The sequence below is a fragment of the Corynebacterium sp. 045007 genome (genome assembly GCF_040743205.1).
Taxonomy (GTDB): Bacteria; Actinomycetota; Actinomycetes; order Mycobacteriales; family Mycobacteriaceae; genus Corynebacterium; species Corynebacterium jeikeium_D.
The window spans coordinates 15,268-29,017 of record NZ_JBFLKW010000015.1; the positions used below are offsets into that span (position 1 = coordinate 15,268).

11 protein-coding genes are annotated in these 13,750 nt (G+C 59.6%); 7 read left to right on the forward strand and 4 right to left on the reverse strand.

What is annotated here, in order from left to right; translation table 11 throughout:
• Window positions 1–136: 136 nt before the first annotated feature.
• From AB1Z34_RS08310 to AB1Z34_RS08335, 6 genes are all read left to right on the forward strand, one after another.
• Window positions 137–1,207 (forward strand): NlpC/P60 family protein, encoded by a 1,071-nt coding sequence (locus AB1Z34_RS08310; protein WP_367158217.1) that lies wholly within the window; start codon window positions 137–139, stop codon window positions 1,205–1,207.
• A 53-nt stretch (window positions 1,208–1,260) separates the two neighbouring features.
• Window positions 1,261–2,415 (forward strand): glycosyltransferase family 4 protein, encoded by a 1,155-nt coding sequence (locus tag AB1Z34_RS08315; RefSeq protein WP_016423021.1) that lies wholly within the window; start codon window positions 1,261–1,263, stop codon window positions 2,413–2,415.
• A 9-nt stretch (window positions 2,416–2,424) separates the two neighbouring features.
• Window positions 2,425–3,438 (forward strand): ROK family glucokinase, encoded by a 1,014-nt coding sequence (locus AB1Z34_RS08320; RefSeq protein ID WP_016423020.1) that lies wholly within the window; start codon window positions 2,425–2,427, stop codon window positions 3,436–3,438.
• 101 nt (window positions 3,439–3,539) lie between these two features.
• The gene (locus AB1Z34_RS08325; protein WP_016423019.1) at window positions 3,540–4,331 is read left to right on the forward strand and encodes a 1-acyl-sn-glycerol-3-phosphate acyltransferase; all 792 of its coding nucleotides are present in this window, start codon (window positions 3,540–3,542) and stop codon (window positions 4,329–4,331) included.
• 151 nt (window positions 4,332–4,482) lie between these two features.
• A complete protein-coding gene (locus AB1Z34_RS08330) occupies window positions 4,483–4,974 on the forward strand; it encodes a polyadenylate-specific 3'-exoribonuclease AS (protein ID WP_016423018.1) in 492 nt (163 codons plus the stop codon).
• Between the two features lie 68 nt (window positions 4,975–5,042).
• Complete coding sequence (locus AB1Z34_RS08335; protein WP_049170253.1) at window positions 5,043–6,428, forward strand: class II 3-deoxy-7-phosphoheptulonate synthase; 1,386 nt, start codon at window positions 5,043–5,045, stop codon at window positions 6,426–6,428.
• Between the two features lie 71 nt (window positions 6,429–6,499).
• On the opposite strand, the gene AB1Z34_RS08340 is transcribed toward AB1Z34_RS08335, so the two are convergent.
• Window positions 6,500–8,872, reverse strand: coding sequence for a Stk1 family PASTA domain-containing Ser/Thr kinase (locus AB1Z34_RS08340; RefSeq protein ID WP_187400339.1), 2,373 nt, complete (start codon window positions 8,870–8,872; stop codon window positions 6,500–6,502).
• Between the two features lie 79 nt (window positions 8,873–8,951).
• Between AB1Z34_RS08340 and AB1Z34_RS08345 the strand changes: the two genes are divergently transcribed.
• A complete protein-coding gene (locus AB1Z34_RS08345; protein ID WP_005510311.1) occupies window positions 8,952–9,326 on the forward strand; it encodes an Rv2175c family DNA-binding protein in 375 nt (124 codons plus the stop codon).
• Window positions 9,327–9,356: 30 nt separating this feature from the next.
• Here AB1Z34_RS08345 and AB1Z34_RS08350 read toward each other — a convergent pair whose 3' ends face one another.
• From AB1Z34_RS08350 to crtI, 3 genes are all read right to left on the reverse strand, one after another.
• Entirely contained in the window at window positions 9,357–10,337 is a 981-nt protein-coding gene (locus AB1Z34_RS08350; RefSeq protein ID WP_049192940.1) for a phytoene/squalene synthase family protein, read from the reverse strand.
• A gap of 6 nt (window positions 10,338–10,343) precedes the next feature.
• Window positions 10,344–11,960 (reverse strand): alpha-(1->6)-mannopyranosyltransferase A, encoded by a 1,617-nt coding sequence (locus tag AB1Z34_RS08355; protein ID WP_187400340.1) that lies wholly within the window; start codon window positions 11,958–11,960, stop codon window positions 10,344–10,346.
• An 86-nt stretch (window positions 11,961–12,046) separates the two neighbouring features.
• On the reverse strand, window positions 12,047–13,747 hold the full coding sequence (gene crtI / locus AB1Z34_RS08360) for a phytoene desaturase family protein (protein ID WP_284797222.1): 1,701 nt from the start codon (window positions 13,745–13,747) through the stop codon (window positions 12,047–12,049).
• Window positions 13,748–13,750: the final 3 nt, after the last annotated feature.

Consider the following 13,750-nt stretch of genomic DNA (forward strand, 5'->3'; position numbering starts at 1 on the left):
ACCCCTTTGCGCTGGCGGTTTGTCGGTGTGTTGTTCCGCGGCAAGGCTGCTACAATTTGCTCGAATGCGTCAAGTGGTTTGATGTTTTGTTTTTCGGGGAAGAAATTTGAATACACAACTTGAAAAGGGTTTGGATTTGTCGCGTCACCGTGTCTCTCGTCGTCGCCACAACTCTCGTCGCGGTGTAGTCGGGCTTACGGTCGTGACTGGGCTAACCTTTGGCGCCGTAGGTTTGGCGCCGATTGCCTCTGCACAGGATGAACAGCCAGCCCCGGATCTGGCTACTGCAGACGGCATTATTGCAGAGCTGGAGAAGATTTCTCGGGATACCGAAGCGGTTTCTGAGGAAGTTACCGAGCTGGATTCCCAGGTTCAGGCCAAGGAAGAGGAACTCCGGCACGCCGAGGGGGAGCTGAAGCACTCTGAGGATCAGGTTCTCCGAGCACAGGATGACCTCAAGGCGCTCTCTGGTGAGATTTCTTACTTCGCGAAGAAGCGGATGCGTGGTGAAATCGTCGACCCATTGTCGGCCGCCCTGGGATCTGCCAGTGCTCAGGACGCTATCGACCGTGCCGGTTACATCAACAAGATGTTCCGCGACAACGATGAAGTTGTCAGCCGTGCGGTGCAAGCCCGCAAGGATGCCGAGGATGGTAAGGCCAATGCGCTGCGTCTGCAGGACGATATCCGCAAGCAGCTCGATGACCTGGCCAAGCGCCGCGATGATTTGGACAAGCGCAGCGCCGAATTTGATGAGCGCGCCGAGCATGTCAAGTCCATGGTTGAATCGCTGAGCCCCGAACAGCGGGAAATTTGGATTTCCAAGAACAACCCAATTACCGAAGGGTTGGACAAACTGTTCGGATCTTCCGCCGCAGTTGATGCCGCTCTGTCGAAGCTGGGCTCCCCGTACTCGTGGGGAGCTGCTGGTCCCTCTGAGTTCGATTGCTCGGGTCTGATGTACTGGGCGTACCAGCAGATTGGTAAGTCCATCCCGCGGACCTCGCAGGCGCAGCTCGCCGGTGGTACTCCGGTGAGCCGCGACCAGCTGCAGCCGGGCGACATCATCGGTTACTACCCGGGAATCACGCACGTGGGCATGTACATCGGCAATGGTCAGATTGTCCATGCTTCCGACTACGGTATTCCAGTCCAGGTCGTTTCCATCGACCAGGGTGGCCCGTACCAAGGCGCTGTCCGCTTCTAACTAGCGGCAGGTGGCCTCGCGTCCTTTTAGTCAAGGTAGATAAACTCGGCTCCATGTCTGCGCGCGTACTGCTCATTACGAATGACTTCCCGCCTCGCGATGGTGGAATCGAGTCCTACCTGCGTGATTTCTGTGCTCGTTTGGATCCGGAGAACCTCGTAGTCCTCGCGTCCTCGCGAGCTCCTAAAGAAAAGCTCCGCGCCTACGACGAGTCGCTACCGTACCGTGTTTATCGCATGCGTGATTCCGTGCTGCTGCCACTGCCGCACGTAGCTCGTCGCGCCGCTCAGATTATTCGCACCGAACGCATTGACACCGTCTGGTTTGGTGCAGCCGCGCCACTTGGTTTGCTTGCCGACGCATGCCGTCGCGCAGGTGCCGCCCGCATCGTTGCTACCACTCACGGACATGAAGTGGGCTGGTCGATGCTGCCTTTGGCCCGCCAGATGCTGGGGCGCATTGGTAAGAGCTCCGATGTTGTGACCTATATTTCCCGCTACACCCGTGGGCGATTTGCGGCAGCCTTTGGTCCGCAAACAGCATTTGAACGCCTGCCTTCCGGTGTCGATATCGAGCGATTCTCCCCGGACCCCGAGGCTGGGCAGAAGATCCGTCAGCACCACGGAATTGGTGAATCCCAGCCGCTTATCGTCTGTATTTCTCGGCTAGTCCGCCGAAAAGGGCAGGATATGCTGATTCGCAGCATGCCTAAGGTTCTTGAGCAGCACCCGGATGCCAGATTGCTGATCGTCGGCGTTGGTCCGTTGAACCGAGAATTGGAAAAGCTGGCAGTAAAGCTCGGGGTCTCCGAGCAGGTTATTTTTGCCGGCAAGGTCTCTTATGATGACCTCCCCGCCTATTACAATGCGGCCAGCATTTTTGCCATGCCCGCCCGAACTCGCGGACGTGGCCTCGATGTAGAAGGCCTCGGCATTGTCTACTTGGAAGCACAGGCCTGCGGTGTCCCTGTCATAGCTGGCAAGTCCGGTGGTGCTCCGGAGACCGTTATCGATGGCGAAACTGGCATCGTTGTCGACGGAGCCTCGAAGCGCAGCGTCGCCACCGGGCTGGTTGAGATTTTGGATGATCCGGAGCGCGCGGCGGCGATGGGAGCCTGTGGTCGGGAGCATGTTGTGCAGTCGTGGACCTGGGAGGTCATGGCTGCTCGGGCTCGCCGAATTCTCCGAACCTGCGCAATCCCTTTATAATCAACTGTTATGTCCACCGATATTCCGATTCATCCGAGCTCAGACGAGTCCGACGCCGCTGATCGCCCGGCTATCGGTTTTGATATTGGTGGAACAAACCTGCGCGCTGCAGTGGTCAGCGCTGATGGGCAGGTGTTGTATCGAGTTCAGACCAGTTCTGATGGCAGTGTGGATGCCATTGAGCGTGGCATTGTCCAGACATCCGAGCGCTTGGTTGAACGCTTTCCAGATGTCAGCGCCATCGGTTTAGCTGTAGCTGGTTTTTTGGATTCTGACCGCCAGACGGTTCGTTTTGCCCCGCATCTGCCGTGGCGCGATGCGAACGTCGTCAAGCGTTTATCCTTGCTTCTCCCATGTCCGCTGCAGCTTGAGCACGATGCCAACTCGGCCGCCTGGGGTGAGTATCGCTTTGGTGCGGCTCGCGGTGCGGATAATTGGGTGCTGTTTGCGCTGGGGACGGGAATCGGCGGCGCGATGATGCAGGGTGGTGAGATTTACCGTGGCGCGTACGGCACGGCGCCGGAATTCGGCCACCTCACCGTTGTGCCGGATGGTCGTCCCTGCTCCTGCGGAAAGCGTGGTTGCTTGGAGCGTTACTGCTCGGGTACGGCGTTGGTTACCACCGCTCAGGAACTCTCTGAATCCGGTCGCTACTTCTCGCGGCTTACCGACGGGCTCGTGGCCGGCTCGGTAACTGGTACCGATGTCGTCTCGGCTGCTCGCCAGGGGGATGAATTGGCTCTAGCTGCGATTGATGACTTTGCTACCTGGCTGGGGCGTGGCCTGTCGATGGTGGGCGATGTCTTTGATCCGGAATTGATTGTTATCGGTGGCGGTGTTGCCTCGGCGTCTGATCTATACCTGGACAAGGCCAAGGCCGAGTTTGCCCGCAATCTCACCGGTACTGGCTATCGTCCGGTAGCGGATGTGCGGGTCGCTGAACTAGGTGCGGATGCTGGGTTGATCGGTGCGGCGGATATTGCGCGCAGCGTTGTGGCTGCCGAGGGTGCGGCATCGTCGTAAAGCGTTAATTGGGGAATGTAGGGGAATTCGCCCGCGAAAAGGTGGGGGAATGGCTGCGGAGATGGATCGTCGGACCACCTGAACCTGTATAGTTTTAAACTGTGAATAATCGCTGGTACAAGTTCTTTAAGTACATCCTCATTGGCCCTTGGCTGCGGATCTATAATCGCCCGTACTACATCGGTGGTGAGAAGATTCCTCAGGAAGGTCCAGCGCTGATGGCGTCGAACCACCTTGCTGTGATGGATCACTTTTTCTTCCCACTGGTCTGCCGTCGTCAGCTGACGTTCCTGGCGAAGGCGGAGTACTTCACCACGCCGGGCTTTGTCGGCGGTATCCAGAAGTTCTTCTTCTCCTCGGTGGGGCAGGTGCCGATTGACCGTACCTCTGGTGATGCAGCTCGCGATGCGCTGAACGCCGGCTTGAAGGTGCTGTCACGCGGTGACCTGCTGGGCATTTCCTTGGAAGGCACCCGTAGTCCGGATGGTCGACTGTACCGCGGTAAAACCGGTGCGGCACGTGTAGCGCTGGAGTCCGGTGTGCCGGTGTTCCCAATGGCGATGATTGATACGGAGAAGGCCAACCCGATTGGTTCGTGGATTCCTCGTCCGGTGAAGGTCGGAACGATTATCGGCGATCCGATTGATCCGTCGGAGTACAAAGCCAAGTACAGCGATGAGTATGAAGCGGCCAGGGCGCTGACGGATGACCTGATTAAGGAAATTCAGAAGCTTTCGGGTCAGGAATATGTCGATGCTTACGCGACTGATGTGAAGAAGTCCTTGGAGGCCGGCACCGGCTATCCAGCGGGAACCGAGCCGGGTGGAGAGCTGACCACTCCGGCTCCGGGGCCGAAGCCGACCCCTCGTCGCTGGTTCCGACGCGCTCGCTAGAATAATTAGGCGCAGATAGTTTTCGCGACAGTGGGGCTGCACACTTCCTATGGCGATTCGGTGCATGGGTAAGATTTGCTCGGTAGGGCTCCACGGTCTTTTGGTCGCGAGGTAGCCGACGCGAGGCCGAGGCTGGAGAGGATTCCACACCGTGCGTTATTTTTATGACACCGAGTTTATTGAAGACGGCAAGACTATTGATCTTGTCTCCATCGGTGTCGTAGCTGAGGACGGCCGCGAGTACTACGCGGTGTCTACCGAGTTCAATGAGAGCAAGGCCGGGCCGTGGGTTCGGGCCAATGTGCTCAATCAGCTGCCCAACCCCTCATCTCCGCTGTGGAAGAACCGGGACACGATCCGCGAGGAACTGCTGGCATTTTTCACCGAACCCGGTACGGGCAGCCCAGAGCTGTGGGCCTGGGTAGGTGCCTACGACCACATTGCGTTGGTGCAGCTTTGGGGCGATATGACCAAGTTGCCGCAGTTTATGCCGCGCTATACCCGTGAACTCAAGCAGTACTGGGAGATGGCGGGTAAGCCACGGTTGCCAAAACAGACTGCAGGTAAGCACGACGCGCTGGCAGATGCCCAGCACAATCTGCTGAAGTTTCAAAAGATTGCACAGAAATTGCCGCTCGATTAAGCAGCGGAATTCGAATATTTGGTGACCTGACTAACACCCTTCTAGCAGGGGCACTACAATGAACTTCTGTGAGTTGGACTATTGATCTCCCTGTAGATGACCTGCCCGATCTGCCACCGCTTCCCGGCGACATGGCTGAGCGCTTTGCTGATGTCGTATCCCGCCAAGCCCTACAGCAGCCAAGCTGGGATGCCCGCGCCGCTGCAAACGTGCGTCGCATTCTCGAATCGGTGCCGCCAATTGTGGTCGCGCCTGAGGTTCGTAAGCTTCGTCAGGAGCTTGCCGACGTCGCTAATGGTAAGGCCTTCCTGTTGCAGGGCGGTGATTGTGCGGAGACCTTTGAGTCCAATACTGAGCCGCACATCCGCGCCAATGTGAAGACCTTGCTGCAGATGGCCGTTGTGCTGACCTACGGCGCATCCACTCCGGTCGTGAAGATGGCTCGTATCGCTGGTCAGTACGCCAAGCCGCGCTCGAAGGACATCGACGGCGACGGTTTGCTCAGCTACCGCGGTGACATGGTCAACGGCGTTGAGCCGACCGAAGAAGCTCGAGTTCACGACCCAGCTCGAATGGTGCGTGCCTACGCCAATGCCTCCGCGGCGATGAACCTGGTACGTGCACTGACAGGTTCGGGCACCGCTGACCTGCACCGTCTGCACGAGTGGAACCGTGAGTTCGTCAGCAACTCGCCGGCTGGCGCCCGCTACGAGGACCTGGCACGCGAGATTGACCACGCACTGCAGTTCATGGCTGCCTGTGGTGTTGCGGACTCGAACCTGCAGACCGCGCAGATTTACTGCTCGCATGAGGCGCTGGTTGTTGACTACGAGCGCGCTATGCTGCGCCTTTCTGAAAACGATGGCAGCCAGGAGCTGTTCAACCTCTCCGCGCATCAGCTGTGGATTGGTGAGCGCACCCGTGGCATTGAGGATTTCCACATCAACCTGGCTGCCATGATTGGCAACCCCGTCGGTGTGAAGATTGGCCCGACCACCACGCCGGAGGAGGCTGTCGCTTACGCTGACAAGCTCGACCCGTTCTTCCAGCCTGGTCGCCTGACCCTGACTTCGCGTCTGGGCAATGACAAGGTTCGCTCCGTGCTGCCTCCCATCGTTGAGGCTGTGGAAGCTTCTGGTCACAAGGTCATTTGGCAGTGCGACCCGATGCATGGCAACACTTACTCGGCCTCCAATGGTTACAAGACCCGCCATTTCGACCGCATTGTCGACGAGGTTCAGGGCTTCTTCGAGGTGCACCGCTCGATCGGTTCGCACCCGGGCGGTATCCACGTGGAGCTGACCGGCGAAGATGTCACTGAGTGCCTCGGTGGCGCGCAGGACATTTCCGATGTCGACTTGCCAGGCCGTTACGCATCCGCCTGTGACCCGCGTTTGAACACTCAGCAGTCGCTGGAGCTGGCCTTCCTGGTTGCCGAGATGCTGCGCAACTAGTTGCATCCAGCTCAGCTAGGTACAACTAGCCCAGCTAGTGCAGCGCCGCACTCATTAGCGCGCCGCACTTTTTACAGAGTGCTGACCGAAATGCTGTCACCCGCCGTGGCCTTAGCGCCTGGTCGGGGTGACTGCAATACGATGCGATCGTCCTCGTTCGCAGAGCCGCCGATGTCGAGCTGAAGATGCTGTTTCTCCGCTTCACGACGTGCCTGCGCAACAGTTTTACCCAGCAGCTGCGGAACCTTCACTGCTCTGGACACCGTCAGCGTGACAGTCGCATCATTGGGGTTAACCAGACGACCTGCACTCGGTGAGACTGCGTCGACACGGCCGTAGTCGCGCGAGGAGGAGGACGCGTCCTTTACTTCGCTTACCTCAATGCCCTCGCGCTGCAGAATTTGGCGAGCAGTATCCTCCGACTTGCCCACTACATTGGGCACTTCGATGCCGTTGTTAATGGTCAACGTCACAGAACTACCGCGTTCGAGGCCAGTGCCTTCCTCAGGAGACACGGAAAGAACCTCTTCCGGCTCAGCAGAGGAGGAGAACTCCGCCGATACTTCTCGGACCTCCAGCCCGGCCTTGCTCAACAGCTCACGAGCTTCATCCTCTTGAAGCCCCACGATCTTTGGCACCTTCACCGGTGCTGGCCCCTTGGAGTAATGCACAGTCACAACTGAGCCAACCTCGACGGTCTGTCCTGGAGCAGGAACCGCAAAGACCAAGCCGCCGGTGGAGACATCATCGGAAAAGACGGGGTCTCCGACCTCTTCTTTCAACGTCCGCTTAGCTAGGGCAGCGCTGAACACTTCCTTTGAGTGGTTCGCGGGATATGCGGGCACAGTCGGGCGGCCGAGACTGACCAGTACGCGAACATCATCACCGCGGACAACCCGCGCTCCAGCCAGGGGGTCCGAGCCAATAATCTGGGACACTGCGACATCGTTGTCGTAGCGCTCATCAACCACCGGTTCAAAGCCCGCCTCACTGATTGCGGTCATCGCCTGTGGTTGCGACAGCCCAGTGATAGAGGGCACTTCGCCATAACGGCCAGAGCCCAGCCACCACGCGCCAAGCCCCATGCCCAACGTGGCAACCAGGGCGATAATCAGCCACAATGCACATCCACGGCGCGTCCGCTGTCGGGTAGCTCGACGGCTCTTAGGCGTCTGAGTCTGAGCAGATCGCGGCTGCGGATGCTGTGGGTGCTGTGGACCCCGAGTGTCCGGCGGCAGCGGATATTCCGGAGCGCCTGGAACGTCGGCTGGTACGAGAGCTCCACCAGACGGCTCCGGGGATTCCCAGCCGGTGGGGTTGTACTCGTCATAGCGATCGAAAGTGCGTGTCCGCCCCGCATCCGGGTCGTCGAAATCATCGAAAACGTTTGGTGGTCCCGGTGGTCGGGAAGAAACGGGGCTACCGGGTGCGTCCGTCGAGAAGCCATAGCCGTCGTGACCGAAGCGCTCGGGTGCCGTCTCTGCGGTGCCGTGTCTGTCATCGAAATGGTCGTTGCCCGGTCGGTGGAAGTCCTCTGTGAGCCCCTCCATGGCGGCAGCGTTGGCGGCTGCTGAATTGACGGGCGATGGCACGCGGAATGGTGGCAGCGCGAGTTTGTCCGCAATGTCTTCGAGTGCGTCACCGAATTCCTCGGCCGTCTCAAACCGATCCTCCGGCCTGCGGGAACAAGCGCGGGCGACCAACTCGTCGAACTCCTCGGGAACGCCGTCGATGAGCTCCGAGGGTGGCGGGACATCTTCGTTCAATCGCTTCATGGCAACGCCGAGCGAAGAATCGGCGATGAATGGCGTGGTGCCGGTAAGCAGCTCAAAGAGCAAAATACCCGCCGCATACACATCGGAGGCAGGGGAGATGGATTCACCCGTGACCTGCTCCGGAGCCAGATAAGCGACGGTGCCGACGATGACCGAGTTAGAGGTCACCTTGGCATCAGCGGCCGCGCGCACTAGACCGAAGTCCGCCAGCTTCACTCGCCCGTCCGAGGCAATCAGCACATTTTCCGGCTTGATATCTCGGTGCACCATGCCGCGGGAATGCGCCACCGATAGGGCGCGCAAAACCGAGCGCATTACGACGGCAGCTGCATGTGGAGGCATCGGACCGCGCTGACGGAGCAGCTCGCGGAGGGTCCCACCGTCGACGAATTCCATAATGAGGAAAACATGCCCCGCCGGGTCCGTGCCCTGGTCGTAGACGTTGACGAGCGACTCGTCATTGAGGTGCGCGACCGCGCGGGCCTCACGTTCGAAGCGGATGCGGAAAGACTCGTCGTCGACAAAACGCGGATCCATGACCTTTGCGGCCACCCTGCGATCGAGCCGCAAATCGGTGGCGCAGTACACGGTGCTCATGCCACCGTGTGCGATGGTGGCTCCGATACGGTAGCGACCATCGAGAATCTGCCCCTCGACAAGCTGCGACATAAACCAGCCTTCCCTGTTCCAATCAGTTGCTTCTAATAAGTATATGGGGACGTACCTACTGCAAGGCCAACGCGCTAAAGTGACCAGTGTGAGAAAGATTCCAACTTGCCACGATGTCCTGAGCGCCGACGAACCCACTCTTGCGCTGCCTGATGCCGCTGACCTCATTGGCGTCACCGTCACCCGAATTCACGCGTTGCTGCAGGAGGGGCGCCTTATTGCAGTCCACCGCGACGGCATTGCACAAATTCCCGCCCGCTTCTTTGAAGATGACGAGGTCGCGCGTTTTGTACCTGGCGCACTCGCATTGCTTGCCGACGGCGGCTACACGCGAGAAGAAACGCTGGAGTGGCTATTCACCGAAGATGAATCTCTGCCTGGACGTCCGGTGGACGCCCTACACGGTCACCTTGCACGCGAAGTAATGCGCCGCGCACAGGCTATGGCGTTGTAAAGACCCGGACGGCGTCCTACGCCCGCCGTCCTACGCCCGCGATAGCTCCTGTCGTAATCGCCCGGCCACTGCTGTGAAAAGCAGCGGGAGGGCGATTTTTGCTTTTCGAGCGCGTCCCACTTGAGCGCGTTGCGCAAAGACGTTGTAGTTCATGCGCTCAATTTCGCCGAGAATGTCTGAGTAGAGAATCTCCGCGGCACGGATAGCCTGACGCCCTGGCACCTCTAACATGTCCACGCCGCTGCTGGCTTCGGCATAGAGGGCGCGGTTGCGAGCGATGAAGAAGGCCAATGCCTGACGTACCGCCGGGGTCGTCTGTCCCGTGGCGGCACAGTAGCCGATCTCCTCGGTACCCACTCCGAAGGCCTCCCACTCATTCAGTGGTAGGTAAATACGGCCACGGCGAAAATCCTCGGCGATGTCGCGGAGGAAATTCGTCACCTGAAAGGCTTTTCCCAGGAGCTCTGCGTAGGGAGTGGCTTCCTCACGGGAGACCCCTGTGCGGGTGCCTAGGATGGGCATCATCTCAAGGCCGATGACTGCTGCGGAGCCCCACATATACGAGTCGAGTTGCTCCCATGTTTCAAAATGCGCAATGTGGCACGATGTGTCGGGCACGTCCATCAACATGGAGTGAACAAAGTCCGCAGAGAGCTGTGGATCGATGTCGTAGTCGCGAAAAGTCTGTGCGGCCGCCGAGATGACGGCACGGTCGCGGTCGCGGTGGACGTCGTCAAGCGAACCGATGACGACAGCTGAGTGGAAAAGCTCGCTTAAACGTATGACCGTGGCTTCGATGTGCGTGGGGGAGCGGTCGGCGTCGGCGGGGCAGTCGACGTAGTCATCGACGATGCGTGCCCAGGCGTAGAGAGACCACACCGCACGCTGTTGGCAGGGTGCCAACAGTCGCGTGGCCAGGGAATACGTGCGACCGTGGGAGGCCATAATATCGCGGCAGAGCTCGTAGGACTGTGGCAGCGCGATGGTCGAGAGAGGCTGTGGGGCGGGCATGGACAACTATGCGACCTCGGTCGACCGCGACAGGGGCGCCACCGTGGAATCCGTGTCTGCGGCGGTTTCTTCGTCGCGCCACGAGTACTTCCAGCTGAATTTTCCAGTGGTCAGCCAGCCGACGGCCAGCCAGCCGAGAACGGTAATGATAACCATCCAGGGCACGTCGTAGAAGCGGTGATTGCCGCCGCCGGCGAAGGACAGCGACAGGATGAATGTGAACAACACGGTGCCTTGAACCACCCATCGTGGCGGGCGAATCGTTCCCATGGGAGTCAATAAGCTGGCGTAGTACCAGGGAAGTGCCACGGCATTAAATACGCAGGCCACCACGTAAGCGGCAATCATGCCAGCGACATTGTTACGAGGGGTGGCTCGGAAGTAGAACCAGGAGATCACGAGTCCCACCAGCATGATGATAGAGGAGACCACGCGTGTGTGGCTGACGATGACATTGAAACCGATGTCGTCGTTGAACCACGCCATGACGCCCGAGATCACACCAGCGACCGCTGACGGTGCTGCCAGGGGGTTAATCACCTTGGTATTGCCACTGATCTCGGAAATCCAGCCCCAGCTCGAGCCGGTCAGCCACGTCACCACTGCAAGCGTGCCGACGCAGACTGCGACCAACACGATGCCCACACCGGCAATCGCCGGAATCTTGCGCAGCATCTCTTGAACCGTGGCGATGGGCTCGCGCCTGGTCAACACAATCCACACGACGAAGGGAAGCGCCAGGACAGCGGTGGCTTTCAGCGCGACGCCGATTCCGATGAGGACAGCAGCGACCAGGCCACCCCGCATGTGCTCCATGTGCAGTGCGGCAACTAGTGCCAGGCTGACCAATCCGACCATCAGTGCCTCGTTGTGCATACCCGCAATCAGATGCAGTAGCACCAGTGGATTGAGCACACCGAGCCACTGTGCGAAAGCCGGATTTGCTCCAAGCTCCCGGGCGATTCGCGGGATCGACCAGACAATGGCGGCGAAGCCCAGCAGACACACAATGCGGTAGAGAATCACGCCGACGGTGATGTTGTCGCCGACAATCCGCGTGATGACCTCGCCAATTCCCAGATGCAGCGGGCCATACGGGGTGGTGGTATTCCGCCAATCTGCGGATACCTCCAGCAGCATCGGCCCTGGATTGGCTGCAGCTCCCTCAGTGTAGGGATCAAACCCATCGCGGACCATCGCGCCCTGCATGAGATACGAATAGACATCGCGAGAGAACAGCGGTGCGGCCAGCGCGAGGGGAATTGCCCAGGCCATCAGGATTGAATTGAACCGACGCAACGTGGACTCATCGCCGCCAGCGTTCGCTGGAACCGCAGCGTCTGCTGCGTCGCCATCATGGGAAGAACCGGCCACAATGTCCCGGATGGTCCCCTTCGAGAACAGCAGTTCCCGCCCGATGCGCAGCCACGAGATAAGCAGCAGGGCGATACCTACCCAAATCACAATCTCACAGAAAATCTGACCGTGACCGTAGGTGATCCAGTCGAGTCCCAGAGCGTGGACAAGGCCGCCACGGTAGCGATTCGCACCGGAACCGTAGGAGCCCAGAGCAATGAGGATGCCACCGTAGACACCCAGCTGAGCACTCCGCGATAAATTCATGTCAACCTAAACAATCGATACATTGCTGATGCATTAATCCTAGTTGGTCAGTGACCACCGGCAGACATCCGGGAGACATTCATGAGCTAAGGCGTTTCAAACCGCTGTGCCGCAAGTCGTCCCGAAATCATGACCGTCGGCACGCCAACCCCCGGCACCGTCGTCGATCCCGCCAGCGTCAGATTCTTTGGCATCTTCGGAGAGAAGTTGCGGGGACGGAACGGCCCCGTCTGTCGGAACAGATGCGCCAGCCCAAACGGCGAGCCAACGCCCATGTCGCGTTCTTGCCACTGCTGAGGGGTATCGATCCGACCGACTCGCCACTTCGTAGAAATCCCGGTCAGTCCGCGCCGCTCCAGCTCAGCGGTTATTTTCGCAACGTAGTCCCCACCGATTCGTGACCAGATCAGATTGGCCGACTGCAAGTTGGGGCACGGCGCGAGCACACTGACGGGCTCCCACTGCACGCCGTTCGCATCTGTGACAATACGCTCCGGCGCGCTCACCGCAGGCCGGGTGACCAGCAATGATGGGTCCGACATTAGCTTTCCATGGCGCGGTGACGAGATCTCCTCAAAGGTTTCGTTCCACTTTTCGCCAAACGAAATCAGGTGATGCCGCTTCGGCCACGTCGCAGTCTCCGAAACCGGAATCAGCCCGTGCGCCACCACCGCCGATGGAGAAAATCGAACTGGGAACAACCGTCGCGCTCCCGTCCGCTTTACGACGCTCCGAAGGCCTCGCCGCTTCGATGAGCTACCGGCGGCAGAGGTAGCCGCGTCGTGAAGCCAGCTCTGCACCACAGGTAAATCGGTCGTAGCGATGACGGCATCGGTGGGACGCTCGCCAGTTGCCGTGGTGATGGCGGAGACAAAGCCTGCTTCGTCGACTTTCAGCCCAGTGACATCAACGCCGAAGTCGATGGTTCCGCCAGCTCGACGGACGGCCTCGGCGAGCAACTCGCTGACGGCGCCTATACCCGAACCAAATGCGGGGGAGCGCGGATAGTAAACCCCCATCGAGGTATCCATGTGGGAAATGCAGCCGTAGACCGCACGGGCCTTAGCGGGAGGCACACCTGCGTAAAGCGCCTGGAAGCTGAAAACGCGAGCGAGATCATTATCTCCGAGGAAGGCACGAATCTTAGGTTCGAGGGCGCCGAAGGCACCGAGTCGGAGGAGCGTAGTGAGGTCGCGAAGCGCGCCGGGCCCGGTGAATAGGTCTGTAACGCGGTCAAAGCTGCGGGACATGAAGTTGTCGAAGCAGGCATTGAAGAGAGTTTGCAGCCACGTGCGAAGTTTGCGGTAACCGGCGACGGTGGAGTCAGAGGCACCGAAGCGCGCGAGTTCATCGGCCATCATGTCTTCGTTGGAAAACACGTCGAGTCCGCCGCGGGTGGCAAATTCCGCACGGTAGGTGGGCGTGATTGGGGAGGCCGAAAAACCCGGGTCGATATCGCGCGCGTAGAGGCCGACGGCGGCGAGGGCATCGTCGACAAGCGAGGGCATGGTCCATACAGTTGCGCCAGTGTCGAAGACTGCGGTGAGCGATTGCTCGTCGATATCGACTGTGATGGGTTCACTGGCGCAGCGTCCGCCGACGAAACTTCCCCGCTCGACAACGGTGACATCGTAGCCATCGGCGATGGCGTAGAGCGCGGCGGTAAGTCCGGACAGGCCTGCGCCGATGATGGTCAGTCGTGGTTTGGAGCCCTTATGAGGACGAGTGACCGCACGTCGCAGACGCGGGGAATTAATGGGGGCACGAGTGGGGGAAGCAGCGGGCATGAC

Excerpts from the sequence above, each read along its gene's own strand:
- AB1Z34_RS08320 (WP_016423020.1), top strand. The coding sequence starts at position 2,425 with ATGTCCACCGATATTCCGATTCATCCGAGCTCAGACGAGTCCGACGCC.
- crtI (WP_284797222.1), bottom strand. The coding sequence starts at position 13,747 with ATGCCCGCTGCTTCCCCCACTCGTGCCCCCATTAATTCCCCGCGTCTG.
- AB1Z34_RS08350 (WP_049192940.1), bottom strand. The coding sequence starts at position 10,337 with ATGCCCGCCCCACAGCCTCTCTCGACCATCGCGCTGCCACAGTCCTAC.
- AB1Z34_RS08340 (WP_187400339.1), bottom strand. The coding sequence starts at position 8,872 with ATGTCGCAGCTTGTCGAGGGGCAGATTCTCGATGGTCGCTACCGTATC.
- AB1Z34_RS08315 (WP_016423021.1), top strand. The coding sequence starts at position 1,261 with ATGTCTGCGCGCGTACTGCTCATTACGAATGACTTCCCGCCTCGCGAT.
- AB1Z34_RS08355 (WP_187400340.1), bottom strand. The coding sequence starts at position 11,960 with ATGAATTTATCGCGGAGTGCTCAGCTGGGTGTCTACGGTGGCATCCTC.